General features: G+C 36.7%; 15 protein-coding genes and 6 pseudogenes. 11 read left to right on the forward strand and 10 right to left on the reverse strand.

Annotated features, from left to right (window positions below; all coding sequences use genetic code 11):
- Window positions 1-105: 105 nt before the first annotated feature.
- Window positions 106-483 (reverse strand): annotated as a pseudogene (locus tag BTN50_RS12620) (transposase); the annotation flags it as partial.
- 150 nt (window positions 484-633) lie between these two features.
- Between BTN50_RS12620 and BTN50_RS10845 the strand changes: the two are divergent.
- Window positions 634-814, forward strand: a pseudogene (locus tag BTN50_RS10845) (IS5/IS1182 family transposase); the annotation flags it as partial.
- 737 nt (window positions 815-1551) lie between these two features.
- Here BTN50_RS10845 and BTN50_RS10380 read toward each other — a convergent pair.
- A complete protein-coding gene (locus BTN50_RS10380) occupies window positions 1552-1719 on the reverse strand; it encodes a hypothetical protein (protein WP_190319706.1) in 168 nt (55 codons plus the stop codon).
- Between BTN50_RS10380 and BTN50_RS12020 the strand changes: the two are divergent.
- Both BTN50_RS12020 and BTN50_RS02410 read left to right on the forward strand, forming a co-directional pair.
- Window positions 1702-1810: pseudogene (locus BTN50_RS12020) on the forward strand (transposase); the annotation flags it as partial. The gene BTN50_RS10380 and the pseudogene BTN50_RS12020 overlap by 18 nt on opposite strands.
- Window positions 1811-1946: 136 nt before the next feature.
- Complete coding sequence (locus BTN50_RS02410; RefSeq protein ID WP_096618896.1) at window positions 1947-2456, forward strand: VC2046/SO_2500 family protein; 510 nt, start codon at window positions 1947-1949, stop codon at window positions 2454-2456.
- A 384-nt stretch (window positions 2457-2840) separates the two neighbouring features.
- Here the strand turns inward: BTN50_RS02410 and BTN50_RS12025 are convergent.
- From BTN50_RS12025 to BTN50_RS02445, 7 genes and pseudogenes are all read right to left on the reverse strand, one after another.
- A pseudogene (locus tag BTN50_RS12025) lies at window positions 2841-3672 on the reverse strand (IS5 family transposase); the annotation flags it as partial.
- Window positions 3673-3685: 13 nt separating this feature from the next.
- A complete protein-coding gene (accD, locus tag BTN50_RS02420) occupies window positions 3686-4624 on the reverse strand; it encodes an acetyl-CoA carboxylase, carboxyltransferase subunit beta (RefSeq protein WP_096618897.1) in 939 nt (312 codons plus the stop codon).
- A 607-nt stretch (window positions 4625-5231) separates the two neighbouring features.
- On the reverse strand, window positions 5232-6017 hold the full coding sequence (truA, locus tag BTN50_RS02425) for a tRNA pseudouridine(38-40) synthase TruA (protein WP_096618898.1): 786 nt from the start codon (window positions 6015-6017) through the stop codon (window positions 5232-5234).
- Between the two features lie 205 nt (window positions 6018-6222).
- Window positions 6223-7141: pseudogene (locus BTN50_RS02430) on the reverse strand (IS5 family transposase).
- 225 nt (window positions 7142-7366) lie between these two features.
- On the reverse strand, window positions 7367-10288 hold the full coding sequence (locus BTN50_RS02435; RefSeq protein ID WP_394336766.1) for a FimV/HubP family polar landmark protein: 2922 nt from the start codon (window positions 10286-10288) through the stop codon (window positions 7367-7369).
- Between the two features lie 189 nt (window positions 10289-10477).
- Window positions 10478-11503 (reverse strand): aspartate-semialdehyde dehydrogenase, encoded by a 1026-nt coding sequence (locus BTN50_RS02440; RefSeq protein WP_096618900.1) that lies wholly within the window; start codon window positions 11501-11503, stop codon window positions 10478-10480.
- A gap of 56 nt (window positions 11504-11559) precedes the next feature.
- On the reverse strand, window positions 11560-12645 hold the full coding sequence (locus tag BTN50_RS02445; protein WP_096618901.1) for a 4-phosphoerythronate dehydrogenase: 1086 nt from the start codon (window positions 12643-12645) through the stop codon (window positions 11560-11562).
- Window positions 12646-13199: 554 nt separating this feature from the next.
- On the opposite strand from BTN50_RS02445, the pseudogene BTN50_RS12030 reads away from it, so the two are divergent.
- The 8 genes and pseudogenes from BTN50_RS12030 to BTN50_RS02475 all read left to right on the forward strand — a co-directional run.
- Window positions 13200-13379 (forward strand): annotated as a pseudogene (locus tag BTN50_RS12030) (hypothetical protein); the annotation flags it as partial.
- A gap of 53 nt (window positions 13380-13432) precedes the next feature.
- Window positions 13433-13711 (forward strand): hypothetical protein, encoded by a 279-nt coding sequence (locus BTN50_RS12035; protein WP_161492911.1) that lies wholly within the window; start codon window positions 13433-13435, stop codon window positions 13709-13711.
- 197 nt (window positions 13712-13908) lie between these two features.
- Window positions 13909-14193, forward strand: a complete 285-nt coding sequence (locus BTN50_RS10855; RefSeq protein ID WP_235610977.1) for a PI-PLC domain-containing protein — start codon at window positions 13909-13911, stop codon at window positions 14191-14193.
- 47 nt (window positions 14194-14240) lie between these two features.
- Entirely contained in the window at window positions 14241-14546 is a 306-nt protein-coding gene (locus BTN50_RS10860) for a PI-PLC domain-containing protein (RefSeq protein ID WP_235610978.1), read from the forward strand.
- Window positions 14536-15171 (forward strand): HAD family hydrolase, encoded by a 636-nt coding sequence (locus tag BTN50_RS02460; RefSeq protein ID WP_096618902.1) that lies wholly within the window; start codon window positions 14536-14538, stop codon window positions 15169-15171. The genes BTN50_RS10860 and BTN50_RS02460 overlap by 11 nt, the downstream gene beginning before the upstream one ends.
- A complete protein-coding gene (locus BTN50_RS02465) occupies window positions 15164-16258 on the forward strand; it encodes a nuclear transport factor 2 family protein (protein WP_096618903.1) in 1095 nt (364 codons plus the stop codon). The genes BTN50_RS02460 and BTN50_RS02465 overlap by 8 nt, the downstream gene beginning before the upstream one ends.
- Window positions 16236-16574, forward strand: a complete 339-nt coding sequence (locus BTN50_RS02470; RefSeq protein WP_201260738.1) for a cupin domain-containing protein — start codon at window positions 16236-16238, stop codon at window positions 16572-16574. Before BTN50_RS02465 ends, BTN50_RS02470 begins: the two co-directional genes overlap by 23 nt.
- Window positions 16574-17326 (forward strand): glycosyltransferase family 2 protein, encoded by a 753-nt coding sequence (locus tag BTN50_RS02475; RefSeq protein ID WP_096618904.1) that lies wholly within the window; start codon window positions 16574-16576, stop codon window positions 17324-17326. The genes BTN50_RS02470 and BTN50_RS02475 overlap by 1 nt, the downstream gene beginning before the upstream one ends.
- A 536-nt stretch (window positions 17327-17862) precedes the next feature.
- Here the strand turns inward: BTN50_RS02475 and BTN50_RS12040 are convergent.
- Window positions 17863-18000 carry a hypothetical protein gene (locus BTN50_RS12040; protein WP_394336767.1) on the reverse strand — a complete coding sequence of 46 codons (138 nt, stop codon included), beginning with the start codon at window positions 17998-18000 and terminating at the stop codon, window positions 17863-17865.
- Between the last annotated feature and the right edge of the window lie 131 nt (window positions 18001-18131).

Here is an 18131-nt window from a genome sequence, read left to right on the forward strand (position 1 = left end):
GGGAACATTTCGAATAAACATATCACATTTTTCTGTATTAATTGGAACAATGTAACTTCTGATACCTGACCGTTCAATTACGCGATAATCTCGTTTTAAAAATTACCCTTTTCTTAGTGGAATGAATGACGCCACTCGTTTAATACGAACGGTGTCGTAAACACTATCGGATAATATTTCATTGATTTTTTGGTGGGTCTGCTTGAGCAAGTTAGGTAGCACTTCACCATCAGTCACATTTGATGCACTTAATTCAGTAGCCATGATTGCATGCGTATTTATATCTACCATTAAATATAACTTGCGTCAAACTCGCCGTTTCCCATCAGCACCATGCTTTTTTATTTGTCATTCTCCTTCACCATAGACTTCAAACCCCGTAAAATTAATGGTTAAGTGCTGGATGCTTCCTTTATTCTTCATCTTAAATATGGCGTTAATTGTTTTGAATCGTTTGCTAATGCATGAATAGTAAGCAACGATTGATTAAAGCTTGATTATACGGTTTCCAGTGAGTTGTTTTGTAGCGAAGACTATTCATAGACCCGAAATTTAGTTGCCTAATTTAGAAAACTAAGCAGGATCACAGTTACCAGAAGTTATACTATTCAAATTAGTATTAAAAAAGGTATATATAATTACCATAAACGTTCCCTATCAAAAACCGCAAGGTTTCGAGCCACAACACTACTCGGAGGGGACATTGAGCCTAAGGGACTACAATGCTCGAATTGGTGAAACCTATGCCATCACAAAAGTATTAAATAAGCTGACAGCACTAGGTATGCTTAAAACGCAAGCCATCGTCTCATAGTTCATCATTTTAAAATTTGCTATCTGAACTTAAATTGAAAAATAAAGACGTGAGCCACTGAAAAATGAAAACTCATGCTAAAGCAAATAGCAAAAATGTCGATATATAAAGGATACATAGACGTATTGTAAAAGACTATGCTAATAAATATTAGAGGAGTTTAATTTTTAAATAACTCATAATCGTAAATAAATTTAAAAAAATATAGCTTACAATCAGAAATTAAAATTCAAAATTTAGCACGATAAGACGAGTGATAGCCATGTATATGTCCGGATAAAAACGGTACTTCTTACATACTAAGATTATAACATTACCATAATTTATCAAACTCTGTGTATCCATGAAATAATAGCTCAACGTCACTTCAAAGATTACGAGCAGTCTGAAAGTATGAAACCTGAAACATAGTTGCTCAAACACACTCCTTTTCCACCCCTGAGACAATGACCATGATCAAGGACTCAGTAAGTTCACTTACCACCACACTGATCAAGCTGTTACCTATATTGATGGGTAGATTGGAGTAAGAGATACAGTAACTACAATGAATCACTAATTTTATAAGTATACGTTTAATTATAAAATATCAAGCGGGAGTATACATCCATTATATTCATTGGCACTGTTCACCCAACATAAACAACAAAAATGACGCATGAATGCATTACACAAAAAGAAAGATAATGTCTTCGAGGCGACGAGTAGTTGTGGCAGTCTGCATCTTAATTGGTGCTTTACATTTTAACGATATTAGGGATGCTGTACTCAGTAAATATGAAATAATAAACAACGAGAGGATTATCCAGTGACTCATCAATCCCATATCGTTTTTCTATGTGGTGGAAGACCATAATAATAATTTCATCAAAAATGTAGTATTTATTCTCAATATTGAATGCCACTATTTACTACCTTATCATAGCTCAAATTTCAATTTAATAGAGCGACTATGGAAGGTAATGGATGCACAGTCAAGAAACAACAGTGATTTCAAAAGTCAACGTTGTCTCAAAAAAATTATTGGACAATCGTTCACTGTAACTCATACAAAGATTTCAGACTCTTTGATGTCCATCATAAATAACAAGTTTCAGGTGCTCCAGCCTGCACCTTCAAGTTGAGTAAGTATATGCAAATTCATGCACTCGATAAAACTAATGTAATTCAAGACGTGCAGCTTAGCGATCATTTAAATCATGCTGTTACACAAGGTCGTCGGTCTGATTTTGTTTTGTTACTTACGTTGTTGTCAGCTAACGTGACAGTAACAACTCCTACTAATCCTCCCTATCCCAAAATATCAACAGATTCAAATTTACGTGAATCACTCAGTCTCCCTGCACCAGAACGTCTTTCAGCCACAGAAATTGATTATCATCTTTCTGTAAAACAAACAAATATGTTTTATCATTCTGGAATCATCAGCGTACGTTTGAACCACTGCATTTCTCCCTCCGCTCTACATTTTCCTGTATTTGAAACGCATAATTTAGATGAAAATGTGTATCATAACCTCTCAGAACATCAGAGGAGCAAGATAGCGAATGAAAATAATAAAATTGCTGAACTAAATCCAATAGATCTCTATAATCAATTAATTATTTCAAAAAGATTTCAAGAGTTTTATTATCAAGCATAATTAATGCATTTAAAGAGAGGCTAAGTATTGAATAAATTCTATAGTTTTCATCTTGAATACAATCTTCATCGTTTGTATTCGCTTGATAATGTATGAACAGCGGAGATTATAATAACAGCAGTTAAGCAAGTTTAAAAATAGAATTAATTAATCCTTGCAGACCTCTCAATGACATTGCAAATCAGCGTTTAACCATGATAACCATCGTAATGTCTAAGCCGCTCAATAAGGGAGATTCCTATGATTACTCTGCTTCGTTTGATTCCAGTGAGTTGTTTTGTCATGAAGTTTGTTCATAAACCTGAATACTTAAGTGAATCTAGCTGTTTAAAACGTAAATTAAGAGTTTAGTTCCCTAATTTAGGGAACTAAACTCATCTAGGTACTATAATCCCTTAGGCTCAATGTTCCTCTCAGTAATTTTTGATTTGAAACATTGTCGTCTCTGATAGGCTACTTTTATAGTAATCATATCTCATTTTCCAATGCTTATTTTAATAATATCACTTCCGGTAACTAACCACTAGATTACACGACTAACCTCACTTTTAAAAAATCACTCTTTTACTTAGTGGGATAAGTGGAGCCGTTCGTTTAATACAAACGGTTGAGTAACACTATTTTGTGTCATAAGCACCATCACCTGATATTTCATTAATTTTTCAATAAATATGTTTGAGCAAATTAAACAACACCACACCGTCAGCCACCTTTGATGAACTTAACTCCGTAGCACTAATTTCATACATATTTATATCTACTGCTAAATGTAACTTATTCAAGACTCTACGTTGACCATCAGTGCCATGCTTTTTTACTTTTCATTTCCTTTCATCGTAGACTTTCAGTCTCGTAGAATCAATGACTAAATACTAGATGAGCTTTCTCGTTTTCGTCTTCAATGCGACGTTAACCGTTCTGGTCGCTTGCTAATGCATTAATAGTGAGAACATAACAATGGCCGTGGAGCAAGTTTGAAAACAAAATTAATGAACCTTTGCAGACCTCTCAATGACATTGAAAATACACAGTTAGGCATGAGAGCTATTGTAATGGTTCAGTCATTCAATAAACGAAATCTCTCACAATTACCCTGCTTAGCTTGATTCCGTAGCTAAATAGCTTCTTCATCAGTCCAGAACATTAGTGAGCCATGATTGATTAAAGCTTTATTATACTGCTTCCGATTAGTTCTTTTGTAGCGAAGATTAATGATTTAGTTATCTAATTTAGAAAATAAAATTTTCATGACTATCAATGAGCTTAGCTTTAGCAACTTCACCTTCACGTATTTTTTCTACAGGAACAACTAAAGATGATTGGTACCCGGTTATTTTTGTCAATATTCCACTGATGCGTTGACGTATTTCACGACGATCAACGATCATATCAATCGCCCCATGTTCTAGCAGGAATTCACTGCGCTGGAAACCCTCAGGCAATTTTTCACGCACTGTCTGCTCAATCACACGCTGGCCAGCGAAACCGATTAACGCTTTAGGTTCAGCGATATTAACATCACCCAACATTGCAAAGCTAGCTGTTACACCACCAAACGTAGGATCAGTAAGAACAGACACAAATGGTAAACCTTGCTTAGACAGACGCTCAAGTGCAGCACTGGTTTTTGCCATTTGCATTAACGCCATGAGTGCTTCTTGCATACGTGCACCACCACTGGCAGAGAAACATACAAACCCACAGTTGTCTTTAATCGCTTGTTCTACAGCACAAACAAAACGTGCACCAACCACGGCACCCATTGAACCACCCATGAAAGAAAATTCAAAAGCAGCAGCGATAACTGGCATGCTTAGCAATTGGCCTTTCATAACAATCAGAGCTTCTTTTTCTCCACTCGCTTTTTGTGCAGCAGATAAACGATCTTTATATTTTTTTGAGTCACGGAATTTGAATAAGTCTTTAGGCTCAAGATCAGACGCTAACTCAACACAATCGCTTGCATCAAGGAAAGTTTCCAGACGACTACGGCCACTCATGCGCATGTGGTGATTACATTTAGGACATACTTGAAGGTTACGCTCTAGATCAGCGTAATAAAGGACCTGTTCGCATGATGCACATTTTGTCCAAACACCTTCAGGTATGGAAGCTTTGCGCGATGAACTGATGTTGCTTTTTGTAAGAATTTTTTCAAGCCAACTCATAAATGACCTTTCTATTTTAGAGCATTTGCCTGCTCAAACGTTAATGTGCTTGCTAGTAAACAACAAACACAGAATAATCGCATGCTGCAAGTAATTTAGATTCAAAGATCACACACACGTTCAATAAATATATCACTCACTTTATCATGCATCTCTGTTGAATTTTAGTATACGATCATTTTTCTATTAAGTCGGTTCAAGTGCATACGAAGTGATATTATTTTTTTATTAGGCTCTATTTCCTAATTCGAATTCGGATAGCAGCTCCCAACATGATGAACTATAAAATACTCGTTTTCATTGTAGGTACATTTAGCCCTCCCAGCTTATTTAATATTTTTATCATGATGTAGACTTGGTTGTGTTTTCTAAATAAGGGAACTAAATTATCAATCTATGCTCTAAACAGCTAGACCCACTCAAACACTCAGGTTTATGGATAAGCAACTTTGCTACAAAACAACCAACTGGAGGGTCTATATAATAGTGAATCATGTTTAAATTTACTGTCTGAACTGAAGTTAAAAAATAAAACCTTAACATCTCATAATATCATGTGAGCTATATAATAATTAGGATGCCATAATGCCTACATTAATAATAAAAATTAATCAGGTAGAAACAAAGGCCCCAAGGGAAAACGAGGCATTTCAAACTTAGCTGGGTAGTCTACTTCAACTAAATACAGCCCATCAGCTTTTGCTGTAGCAGCTGCAACATTGCGATCTTTAGCTTCGAGAAGCCATTTTACCCATGCTGGTTTTTGCTCTTTAAGCCCAATTTTAATTAAGCTTCCAGTAATATTACGCACCATATGATGAACAAATGCATTGGCTTTGATATCAATGATTACAAAAGCACCTTGCCGAGTCACATTTAAATGGTGAATATTTCTCCAAGGTGTATTTGATTGACACTTCGAAGCACGAAATGACGTAAAATCATGTTCACCTAAAAGGTATTGACCAGCCTCATTCATCAAGGTTTCATCGAGATTACCATGATAATGGCTCACGCCTTTGCGCAAAATACCAGGACGTAGCGTATGATTGAAAATAATATAACGATAACGCCGAGCTGTCGCAGAGAAACGTGCATGAAATTCTGCAGGCACTTCTTTTGCCCAACGCACTGCGATACTATTAGGTAAATAAGTATTCACGCCCATGGTCCAAGCACGCATTGAGCGGTTGGTGTTCACATCAAAATGAACGACTTGCCCAGTACCATGCACACCAGTATCGGTGCGACCTGCACATTGTAATTCAATTGGTTGATTTGCAATCTTCGTCAAAGCATTATCAAGATACTCCTGCACACTAAACACGTCTCGCTGTCGCTGCCACCCGTGATACTGCGCACCATCATATTCCACACCCAGAGCAATTTTCATTTTTTATTTCTCTATGTGACTGATTTTTTTAATTTAAAGCTACGTATTATACCTCAACGCTGTCAATATACAGCGTCCATTACAATTTAACACCGTAAGTAAGACAAACCAAACCATGCCCTCTAAACATATGACATATTATTTATTTTGAATGGCTGTGTTTCCTAACTCGAGTTCAGATAATAAATTTCAATATGATGAACGATTAAACAATCTCTTTTATTTTATACATATCTAGCCCAGTCAGCTTATTTAACGCTTTTATCATGCAGTAAGTCTCACTAATCTGCGCATTATCATCTCTTAAACTCAATATCCCTCCAAGTAGTTTTTTGATTCGAAACATTGCCCTCTTTAATAGGGAACGTTTATGATAACCATACCTAATTTTACAATGCTCATTTGAACCGCATAATTTTTGGTAACTGACTGCTAAATTATGCGAATAACGTCGTTCCCCAAAATTTGCTCCTTTTTTTGGTGGTATAAGCGAAACCGCTCGTTTAATACGAACGGTTTCGTAATATTGTCTGGTGTCGTAAACACCAGCGGCTGATATTTCATTGATTTTTTGGCGGGTCTGTTTGAGTAAGCTCAGTGGCACTTTACCGTCAGTCACATTTGATGCACTTAACTCAGCAGCAATTATTTCATGCATCTTTATATCTACCGCTAAATATAACTTGCATCAGACTCGAAGTTTCCCATCAGTGACATGCTTTTTTATTTTTTATTTTCCTTCACCCTAGACTTTGAGTCCCATATAATCAATGACTAAGTACTGATGCTACCTTAATTCTTCGCCTTAAACATGGTGTTAATCATTTTGGCTTGCTTGCTCATGCATGAATAGTGAGGGCATGACAATGGCAGTTAAGCCAGTTTAAAAACAGAATTAATGAATCCTTGCGGACCTCTCAATAGCATTAAAAATACGCATTTCACCATGAGGGCCGTCGCAATTACTAAATCGCTAAATAAACGAGATCTCCCATGATTACCCTACTTAACTTAATTCATAGCTGAATAGCTTCTTCATCAATTCAGAATATTAGTAAGCCACGATTGCTTAAAGCTTAATGATACTGCTTTCAGTTAGTAGTTTTATAACGAAAATTACACATAGACCTGAATATTTAAATGAGCCTTACTTTTTAGAGTGTTGATTAGCAATTTAGTTTCTTTATTTAAGAAAAAAAACCGGTTACCATAAACGTTCCATAGTAGAAACACAGAAATGGTTTAAATTAAGAAATTACTGGGAGGGGCATTAAGTTTAAGGAATCACACAACTCAGATCAGTGAAACCTGCACAATGATAAAAGCGTTAAATAAGCTGGCAATCTATGTTAACTTAAATTTTTGATCATTTGGTACGCTTCATCTTTTAATGATGCGTTATCACTTTGCATCACTTTTTCAAGTAACTGAAGTGCTCCATCCATATCGTTTATTTTCAAATACGCCTTCGCTAAATCCATGTGAATCGCAGCTTCATTGATACTATCACCATCTGTAGGTTCCATGTCGCTGAATGCATTAGATGATTCATCCAATCCAGCATTTAAATTCATAACCACAGCATTAGGGTTTACTTGCGGAGAGTCATCGCCTTTCATTAGTTCTTCGATACTTATATGCGTATTATCTGACGTGGACTCTGCAACTGACTCAGTTTCAGCATTTTTCAGTAGGCCGTCAAGATCAGCATCTAAATTCATTGCTTCAACATTATCATCAAGCACTCCAGGTTGCGCAAACCAATCTTCCCTTTCAAGTTTTGGTTCAAGTGTCTGTTCTACCTGCCAAATATTGCTTTCGTCTTCAGAAATTTCTATATTTTGAATGTTAAATTCATCCAAATTCATTGAATCATCGTCAACGGGTTCAGACAATAACACATTCATATTGAGACCAGCCACTTGATGTGCATTATCCTTAAGCTCAAAAAGTGTATCCATATCCACTGATAATGTACCAGATGATAATGGCTGAGAAGCTCTGCTATGGTTACCTACAGGTATTAGTTTATCAAGAGCTTTCTGCTCTGCAAGCGCAGCATTAAGTGCATTATTTTCGCTAAATTCATCAATATCATCAAGACGTATTGTCTCCTCTGGTTGAAATGCTAAAGTATTATACTCTGTTACTACAAAGTCATGACACTCTGCTTCCTCGGTTCCATGGTTGCGGTCTGCACGAACATTAAAAGACGAGTCAAATTCACTATCGATTAGAGCCACATCTTCATCATGTCCATGCAAATCAGATACATCAAAAGCAGGTTCTACTTCAACAAGATTATTCGAAACTAGCGTATCAAGTGCATCTACATCATCATGCGGGCTCTCTAGCTTAATAAGCTTGCTCTCATCTAAAATATCATCCAAAGCATCAATGGATTCATCAAGAAGAGCATCTGAATCACCCAAATTAACGTCTTTATCGTCAGGAGCCTTACCTAAAATGTCCTCAAGAAAAACATCAGCATCAAGAATACATGTCTTCTCACTATTGGAAGAAAGCGACAAGTCATCAGTACTATTGTCTTTGACGGTCTTTGATTCATTCCTACCATAGTTAATATCGTCCAGCATTGAAGTATCATCAATTTTTAATGAATATTTTGCATTCAAAACACCATTTAATATGTCTTTAGGTTCATCAGTTTTTTTCTGCTTAGGTTCTTCTTCATTGCGGTCCGACTCAGCATTTGATGATGACGAAGTTTGTTCAACGTCCAACAACGTATCTATGTCATCTACATCACTATCATTTCCCTCTGCCAGTGATTGCTCCCACATTGCAGCAAGTTCTTCATCTGGACTAAGTACAATTTTTCCAGGTGACACCATTTCATCAAGAACATGCTCCATATCTTCAAGTTCAATCTCGCCTTCAGTACTGGCTATAACACCAAGCTCTGGGCTTGCATCGAAATTACTCTCTAACGAAGACTTAAACTCAGGATCTGAATTCAAGTCTTCGCTAATGGGTAAGCTCAATTCATTAACTTTATCAGAATGCTCCAATGAGTCAGCCAGATTAATATCGTCTAGCTCAGGATCAAACAGATTTGCGTCGACAAATGAATCATCAGCATTTGTATCTTCAGTGACTTTTGACTCATCTTCTTCAAAAACCAACTGATCGGTATCATTGTCCATCTCAGGAACCGTCATGACATTCATGTCTGCAAGTACTTCACAATCTAAGGCATGAGACTCTTCGACATCATCATTCCTACGGTGACGCATTATGATAAATGTAACAGTACCAATTACTAATAGCGCAGGAATAATCGCAATCATCGTCAATATTAGCGGACTATATATCAAAGATTCTAGGAATGATGGTTCCTTATTTTCTATTTGCGCTTGATGCATACGCTGTATTTTCAATAGCTGTTTAATCTGATCCGTGCGCTCTTTATCGAACATCATATGTTCCTTCAGTGCAGACAGTTCATTGTGCACTTCAGCAAGACGAATTTTAAGAATATGGTTACTTTCAACTAATTTACCCATTCGCTGATCTGACTCATCAATGTGATCTTGTACGCTTACCATGTCAGGTTTTAGCGACATCATAGGGTCTTGTTTCTCCATATCTGCATTTTTACCAGAAATATTCGCTTCTGTTGACAAGCTTTCTTTCTGCATGTTGTCTATTTTCATTTTTGCTTTTTTTTCAACATCAGAAGGCATTGCAAGTTTTAGCACTGGCGTTGCAAGATCTACCGGTAGGATAGTTACTTGTTCAATCAGTGGACGAAGATTAAAAGTTTGCTTTATATCTTTTCGTGCTTGGTCCAGTTGAAGACGTTGTGCCACATCCTCACTGTTTTCCTTCTGCATTTCATCCAACATTGGCATAACTAGAATGCTATTTGGTATCAAACCGTGCATGTTTAACTTTTCAAATGCTGAAGGGTTGAGCCGAAAAATAGCACCTAAAATTTGATAGACACTAACAGAATTATTGGGTTTATAATGGGTCGCGATTGACCATAATGTATCAGAATCACGAGTTGGCCCTACCGTGATTCGTTCTCTCGTTACTGATTGAGACACATGCGAAAGTTGTTTTACAGTTGTAGACGATGGCAACTTTTCTGGAGGGCCTATGATGCGGATGGCTGATTGCACAGAAAATATAGCAACAAAACTCATCAATAAATATGATAGAGTAAGTGCTTTACAGAGACGATATTCGGAAAAAGATGAAAAAAGCATTTGCTTCATAACATTCATAATATTTGCGTCAAACACTGCCCGCATTATCCTATGCAGAATGATAAACTTAATAGTTATTGATTAACTATATCGGAAGTTCAGCTAAAATCTGTAAAGTAAGGAAATAAAACTGTGTTCTGTGATCCAGCAATCAACACCAGATTACTGATGCCGATTACTCAAGCGTTATTTTTACAAGCTATTAGTATTAAGTAGCATACAGTTTCAGAGACAATTGCGAACAAGAAGTTCAGCAATTTGAACACTATTAGTTGCTGCACCTTTTCTGACATTATCTGCAACAATCCAAAGGTTTAAACCATTTGGGTGACTTATATCATTACGAACACGACCAACCATTACATGATCTTTACCCAGTGCATTTTGTACTTGTGTCGGATAGTCTTCATGCGCAAATACTTCAATACCTTCAGCACTAGACAGCAAAGCTATCGCTTCACTGGCATCCAACGGCTGCTGACATTCGACATGCACAGCTTCAGCATGGCCATAAAAAACAGGAACACGAACACATGTCGGGTTTACAGCAACCATATTATCACCCAAGATTTTTTGAGTTTCCCATATCATTTTCATTTCTTCTTTAGTGTAGCCATTATTCATGAACTCATCAATATGAGGTAAACAGTTAAATGCAATCTGTTTTTGATACAAACTCGGTTCTGCTTCTTGACTATTTAGTAATTTAACCGTTTGACTTGCTAACTCATTTATGCCTTTTTCCCCGGAACCAGACACTGACTGATAGGTTGAAACGTTAATACGTGCAATACCAACAGCATCATAAATGGGCTTCAATGCCACTAGCATTTGAATCGTTGAACAGTTAGGATTAGCAATAATATTGCGGTTACGAAAATCGGCAATGACTTCAGGATTCACTTCAGGTACAACCAACGGCACATCATTCTCATAGCGGAACCGTGATGTATTATCAATAACAATAACGCCTTCGTCAGCAGCCATTGGCGCATAATGATCTGATAATTTGGCACCTGCAGAAAAAAGCGCAAGCTGTACTTGACTCCAATCAAAGTCTGCCACATTACGCACCCAAATGCTTTTGCCGTTAAAACGGATGGTTTTACCGACGCTGTATTCACTCGCGAGCAAATGTAGATTACGCACAGGAAATTTACGTTCTTCCAATACATCAATAATAGTACGACCTACAGCGCCTGTCGCACCTAATATAGCAACATCGTATGCAACATTAAATTCTTGTGCCATGCTCATTCCTCTACAGTAAACTTTAATTTAACGAGCGACTCTATCCCAAACTCATTTTAGTCTGCTGTTGTAATCTCACTATACTCTCTTCTGCTCCAGTAATTTTTGCGTAAGCGATCAAAGCTTGTACGTTGTTCACGAACATTCGCCATTGCACAACGAAAATCACTGTCATCACGGCGAATGTCATAGACCCGCCGACACAATGCCATCAAATCAACAGTATTCCATTGTTGATTCAAAGAGACTCTTGGAATAGGTGCTACAGGCAATAACGATGATGCCTCAATGCGTTCGTCAAAATTCCCTAGAAACTCACAGTAAGAATTGTAAATCATAGCTGTACCACGCACTTTACCTTCCAACCCATATCCTGCAATGTGCGGCGTTGCAAATGCGAGTAACGGCAACAGTTCCAGATCCACTTCTGGCTCAAACTCAAATACATCAAGCACCGCGGTTAATTGGCTATTTTGAAGTGCAGTTTTAAGCGCTCTGTTATTAATAACCGGGCCACGAGCAGCATTGATCAATATGGTATTTGGCTTAAGCGCCACCAACTCCTGCTGACTAATGAGGTGATACGTTGGGTGTTCACCAGTGCGTGTAATAGGTGTATGCAATGTAATGACATCACATTCCGCTAATAACGTTTCCAGCGAATTAAATTGACGGGGATCATGTTCTTCTTCCTTGAATGGATCACTCAAGAGATAAGGAACATTGAGTGCATTTAAGCAATCAGATAAGTAGCTGCCAATTTGACCAGCACCGATAATACCAATCTTACGATCTGTCAGCAAAAAATGATGCTGCTGACTCAAGACAAGAAGTGCACTGATCACATACTCTGCAACTCCCACTTTATTACAACCCGGTGCAGCAGTGAAATAAATACCACGTTCAGTAAGTACATTTATATCAACATGGTCTGTTCCTGTAGTGGCGGTACCAACAAAGCGCAAGCGATTCGCATTTTTTATTAAGGCATGATTAACCTTAGTAACCGAACGGATCATCAATGCATCAACGCCAATTAAGTCTTCAGCAGTCAAAGTTCTGCCCATTTTTGCAGTTACATTCCCAAATTTGCTAAATAATTTTGCCGCGTATGGCATATTTTCATCAATCAGAATATTCACGTGTTTTTCTCTTGCATTAAGCAATCTTAACTATTGTGACGTTTTTTACGGAAACTTAAAGCGACAGAATCGCTCGTAGCCGGATGAAAGCCAAAATTGGACAGGCAGAAAGTGGCTTTACTCAGTCTTCGACTGCATTGATTCGACTTTGTTTCTTAATTTGAATTCAGATAATAAATCTCCACATGATTCACTATTAGACGCTCACTTCGTCTTAGGCATACTTAGCCTTATCAGCTTATTGAACATTTTTTATTATTGTGTAAATTTTTCAATCTAGGCATCATCATCCCTTAGGCTGACTGTTCCTCCGAGCAGCTTTTTAACTCAAAATATTACCTTCTTTGATAGACGTAATTTCCTAAATCAGAAAACTAAATTTTCAATCTACGCTTTAAACAGCTAGGCTAACTTAAATATTCAAGTTTATGAATAAGCTTACCTACAAAACAACTAACTGAAAGCAGTATAATAAACCTTTAATTAATTATGGATCACTAACATTCTGAATTGATGAATAAGTCATTCAGCTATAGAATCAAACTAAGCAGAATAATCATGAAAGACCTCGTGTATTTAGCGACGCAGCCATCACGACAGCTTTCATAGCTAAATGTATATTTACAATACCATTAAGAGATTTACAAGGCTCTAAGCCTACGATGAAGGCAAGTAAAAAGCAAAAAAGCATAGCATCAATGGCAAATGGAGAGTTTAGCGTAAGTCACATTTAGTAGTAAATATAAATGTGCCTGAAATCATTGCTACTAAGTTCAGCGGACTAAATGTGACTGACGGTGCAGTGCTACCCAACTTGCTCAAACAGATCAGCTTAAGAATCAACGAAAGATTAGGCGACAGAACTTACGACACCAAAAAATGTTGCGAAACTGTTCGTATTAAACGCATGGTTCCAATCATAACACAAAGAAAAAGAGCAACTTTTGGGGAACGAGGTTATCCGCGTAATTCAGCGACCAGTTACCAGCAATTATACAATTTAAATCACATTGAAAAAAATATAGTTACCATAAACGTCCCCCTATCAGGGATGACAATATTTTGAACTAAAAAACTACTGGGGGGACATTGAGCCAAAAAGACATAATGCTTAAAATAGCAAGACCTATGCCATAATAAAAGCGTTCAATAAGCTGACAAGACTAAGTTACACCTAAAACGCCAGTGATTGTCTAATAGCAACTCATGTTAGGACCTGCTATCTGAACTCAAATTTAGAAATAAAGCCCATTAGGATATTTTATGGAAATAATTTCACACAGAGGATACTGGGAAACAGTTGAAAAAAAAAATACACAATGTGCTTTCACAAAATCCTTTTCGTTAGGTTTTGGGACTGAAACTGATGTACGTGATAGCCATGGAAAGTTAGTGATCAGCCATGACATACCCACAGGTAAAGAAATATTATTTAGTGCTGTTCTTGATATCTACAATGGTTTTTTATGTAAGAGCGTCTTAGCAATAAATATCAAATCCGATGGGTTACAAGAGCCATTACTGCAAATTCTTCAAAAAAAAAAATAGAGAATTATTTTATCTTTGATGCTTCTGTTCCAGATCTTATAGTTTCCTTGAAAAAAGGGTTAACGTCTTTTTCGCGCTATAGTGAATATGAACCTCGTACTCTTCTTTGGGGTGAGTGCGCAGGTATTTGGTACGATAGTTTCAGCGATATGACTGTTGATGAAGTTTTATTCACCGAACTGTTAAATTTAGGGAAAAAAATTGCCGTGGCGTCACCAGAATTACATGGTAAAGATTATAAAACTTTATGGAAAAAACTTTACTATTTACCATCCTTTGTTCTTGATTCTAAGAATTTAATTCTATGTACTGACATTCCTGAAATAGCGAGAGAATACTTTAATGATACATAAAATAAAAGCAGTAATTTTTGATATGGATGGGGTTTTGATTGATGCCAAAGATTGGCATTATGAAGCCTTGAATAAGGCGCTGGCTATTTTTGGCTTAGAAATCAATCGATATGATCATTTAGTAACATTTGATGGACTTTCAACAAAACAAAAATTAGAAATTTTATCTAAAACACATGTACTACCAGAATCATTACATAGCTTTATTAATGAGATGAAGCAGCAATATACAATGGATATTACGCACCAATTATGTAAGCCTGTTTTTAACCATCAGTATGCGCTTTCTAAACTACGTGAAGACGGCTATCGGTTGGCTGTGGCATCAAACTCTATTCGAAATACTGTAAAGATTATGATGGAGAAATCAAGCCTTCTCCCTTATTTAGATTTTTACCTGTCAAACCAAGATGTTACAAAAGGTAAACCTGACCCTGAAATTTATCAATTAGCTATCCGGCGATTAGGTCTAGATCCTAATGAATGTGCGATTATTGAAGATCATGTGAATGGTTTGAAAGCAGCAAAAGCAGCGAAGGCTCACGTTCTAAAAGTGGAAACAGTGAATGATGTCACTTTCGAAAACATAAAAAATTTTATCCAAGAGGTCGAAAAAAATGCTTAACATTCTTATTCCATTAGCCGGAAAAGGTACTTTCGAAACTGATAAATCCACTCCTTTCCCAAAAATTTTAACTGACGTGAGTGGAAAACTCCTCCTTGAACGTGCCGCAGAACCATTTGTGAATTTAACAATTGATAAAAAAATAGTTGTTACTCTACCAAAAGAGGAATCAGAAAAATATCGATTAAACAAAGTACTACGTTTACTAAGCTCTGATTTGGAAATCTGTAATATCAATGGATCAACACAAGGCGCAGCTTGCTCTTCTCTTTTGGCAATTGAAAACCTTGATCTGGATGCACCTCTTATTATTTCTAGTTTTGAGCAAGTGCTTAATATAGATTTACAAAGTATTATTGCTCACTTTATAGCTGAGGATGTTGATGCAGGAGTATTAACATTTGATGCTATTCACCCAAAATGGTCCTACGTTAAATTTGATAAAAGCTTTAGAGTACATGAAGCTGCTGAAAAATCGCCAATCAGCCGGCATGCTATCGCTGGATTCTACTTCTTTAAGTCTGCACGTGGTTTTATTGAAGCTGCGAAAGATATGATTAGAAAAGATGAAAAAACCAATGGCCTTTTCTACATTGCTCCTACTCTGAATGAAATTGTTCTTAAAAAAGGTGTAGTACGTGCCATTCCTATCAATAACTGGGACTACTTTCACATTACAGACGCACATGGTCTCGAGCATTATGAAGCTGTTATCGATGACGAATTGAAGAATAAAACGAAACGTTTGCATCAACTAACTGAACAATATGTTACTGCATTCAATACCAAAGACATTGAACAGATATCAATATTTTTTGCTGAAAATTTTGCGCTTACAGATCCATCAAAGTCAGTAAAAGGAAAACAAAATGTTCTTGCTTATATACAAAGTATCTTTAATTCTGTCAGAAGTATTAGCTTCAAAGCTAAAAATATTATTGTCTCCAATAACGCCTTCAGTGTAATTGAATTCGAATTAATCATTGACGGTTTAAAACTTATTGGTACAGATGTTATTGTATGGAATTCTGACGGGCTCATGATAAAAATGAATGCATATCTCCATGAAAAAAATGATAACTTATAAACTACAGAATTTTATCAAAGGTTGGTTTGTAGGCGGGTTTGAACCTACCTTATTCAACACAACAGATGTAGAAGTCGCCGTTCAAAAATTTAAAAAAGGTTACAAAGAAGTCTCGCACTATCATAAAATTGCAACAGAAATTACCGTCATTGTATCTGGGAAAGCGCGAATGAATGAACTCATTATTAGTGAAGGTGAGATAGTAATCATTGAACCTGGTACGTGTACCGACTTCGAAACGTTGGAAGATACCACAACTGTCGTGGTTAAATTGCCAGGGGTACTTAACGATAAATACCTTGAGGAGAATAAATAGTGCTGAATATTGTAGTTCCAATGGCGGGCAGAGGGAGTCGTTTTGCTCTGGAGGGACACGTATTGCCTAAACCTTTAATCGATGTTGGTGGCAAGCACATGATTGAGATTGTTATCAATAACTTACTTCCTAAGCTTGAACACCGATTTATTTTCATGTGCCAAAATGAACACATAGAAAAATACAAATTGAAAAATATTTTCAGCCGTGCATGTAGCAACTTTGAAGTGATCGGGATCGACGGCATCACTGACGGAGCAGCTGTAACGGTACTAAAAGCGCGAGAGTTCATCAATAATGATCAGCCACTTATGATTGCTAATTCTGATCAATGGGTCGATATTGACATCAATGAATATCTAGATGATATGCAATGCCGCAACCTTGATGGTTCAATGCTTACTATGAAAGCCAACGATCCAAAGTGGTCTTATGCAAAACTTAACAGTTATGGTTTTGTTATCGAAGTTCTAGAAAAAGTGGTTATTTCAGACGAAGCAACAGTAGGTATCTACAATTTCAAACACGGCAGCGATTTTTGTCACTATGCAGATAAAATGATTCACGCAGATCTTCGCAGTAGTGGTGAGTTCTATGTTGCTCCAGTTTATACCTATTTAGCAAAAAATAATGGTGCAATAGGTACTTACAATATTGGTAAAGAAGCCGAAGGAATGTATGGACTAGGAATTCCATCTGATTTAAAACTGTTTCTCAGCTTAGATGTGTCTTATAAAGCAATAAATTTTTAAATTATATTAAGACCCATAATGACAACGGCTTTACGTTCTAAATGCCTTTATTTTTTAATTGGAATTCAGATAATAAATTCCAACATTATTAACGATTAAACAATCGCTTTTATCACAGCGTGTATTTAGCCAATCTAAGCATTGTGATCTCTTAAGCTCAATATTCCTTCGAAAAATTTTTTAACTCGAAATATTGCTTTTCCTAATAGGGAACCTTTATGGTAACCATACCTCATTTTTCAATGCTGATTTAAACCGTATAACTTCTGGTAACTAACCACTAAATTACGCGTATGACCTCGTTTCCAAAAAATTACTTCTTTTCTTGGTGGGATGAGTGAAACTGCTCATTTAATACAAATAGTTTCGTAACATTGTCTGGTATCGCAGACACCATAAGCTGATATTTCATTGCTTTTTCGACGGGTCTCTTTGAGAAAGTTAGGTAGCATTTCGCTGTTAGTCACGTTTAATGCACTTAGCTCAGCAGCAATAATTTCATGCGTGTTGATATCTGCCGCTAAATGTAACTTGCACTAAACTCGCCTGTTCCCAGTAATATCATGCTTTTTTGCTTTCAATTCTTCTTTACCGTAAACTGTGAGCCACATAGTATCAATGGCTAAGTACTTGATACTTTCTTTATTCTTCGTCTTGCACATGACATTAACCATTTAGACTCGCTTGCTAATGCATGATTAATGAGAGTATAATAGCTGCAGTTATATAAATTTAAAAATAGAATGAGTCCTTACAAACCTCACAACAGGATCAAAAATACGCGTTTGACCATGAAGGCAATGCG

The organism is Candidatus Enterovibrio altilux, from assembly GCF_002381345.1.
GTDB classification, from domain to species: Bacteria; Pseudomonadota; Gammaproteobacteria; order Enterobacterales; family Vibrionaceae; genus Enterovibrio; species Enterovibrio altilux.